Origin of the sequence: Parvibaculum sp. (genome assembly GCF_040882025.1) — a bacterium.
Classification (GTDB): domain Bacteria; phylum Pseudomonadota; class Alphaproteobacteria; order Parvibaculales; family Parvibaculaceae; genus Parvibaculum.
This window is the reverse complement of the sequence record NZ_JBBECC010000049.1, coordinates 1-1,131: the sequence shown is the minus strand read 5'-3', so window position 1 is coordinate 1,131 and position 1,131 is coordinate 1. Positions and strand designations below refer to the sequence as shown.

Genomic DNA, 1,131 nt, shown 5'->3' with positions numbered 1-1,131 from the left:
GCGGATTTCGCCCCGCGCGGCTTCCTTCATCATTTCCATATGCTTCCCCCCCCCCCGCCTCTTGCGCCGGCTGCCCGCATCAGCCTACTTGCTTCCGCGCCGCAATTCCGCCATTCCACTCGCGAATGCTGGCCCGACATGCGCCGCCCACCCGCTTTTCGAGTGTCCCCATGCGAACAGAAGACCCCCGCCCGATCCGCCTGAAGGATTATACGCCACCCGCCTTCAAGATCGACGAGGTCAAACTCGAGATCGAACTCGACCCGGCCGACACGCGCGTGCGCGCGCGGCTCAGGATGGGACGCCACGGAGACGGCGCCGGGCCGCTGGTGCTCGACGGCGAAAAGCTGAAGCTGCATGAGGTGTCGATCGACGGCGTCAAGCTCGGGCCCAATGCCTATCAGGTCGACGAGGAGCATCTGACGATCCTCGATGTGCCCGACGGGCCCTTCACGCTCGAAACGCTGACGAGCTGCGCGCCGCAGGAGAACACGGCGCTGACCGGACTTTATCTTTCGGCCGGGATTTATTGCACGCAATGCGAGGCGGAAGGCTTTCGCCGCATCGCCTATTCACTCGACCGGCCGGACGCGATGTCGGTTTTCACGACGCGGATCGTCGGGGACCGGAAAGCCCTGCCCGTGCTCTTGTCGAACGGCAACCCGGTGGCCGCAGGCCAACTTGCCGACGGGCGGCATTTCGCCGAATGGCACGACCCCCATCCGAAACCGACCTATCTGTTCGCGCTGGTGGCCGGCGACCTCGCCCATGTCGAGGACAAATTCATCACGATGTCGGGCCGCGAGGTGATGCTCCGGATATTCGTCGAGCGCGGCAACGAGGACCGCTGCGCTTACGCGATGGAAGCGCTGAAGCGGGCAATGAAATGGGACGAGGAGCGCTTCGGGCGCGAATACGATCTCGACATCTTCATGATCGTCGCCGTCAGCGCCTTCAACATGGGGGCGATGGAGAACAAGGGCCTCAACGTCTTCAACGACAAATACATTCTGGCGCGGCCCGACACGGCGACGGATGCCGACTACGCCGCCATCGAGGCGATCATCGCGCATGAGTATTTCCACAACTGGACCGGCAACCGCATCACCTGCCGCGACTGGTTCCAGCTCT

At 63.6% G+C, this 1,131-nt stretch carries 1 protein-coding gene; it reads left to right on the top strand.

Features of this window, described 5'->3' with window-relative positions:
- Nucleotides 1-170 precede the first annotated feature (170 nt).
- A partial coding sequence (locus WEB61_RS03075; protein WP_368062858.1) for a M1 family aminopeptidase occupies nucleotides 171-1,131 on the top strand: 961 nt, incomplete at its 3' end.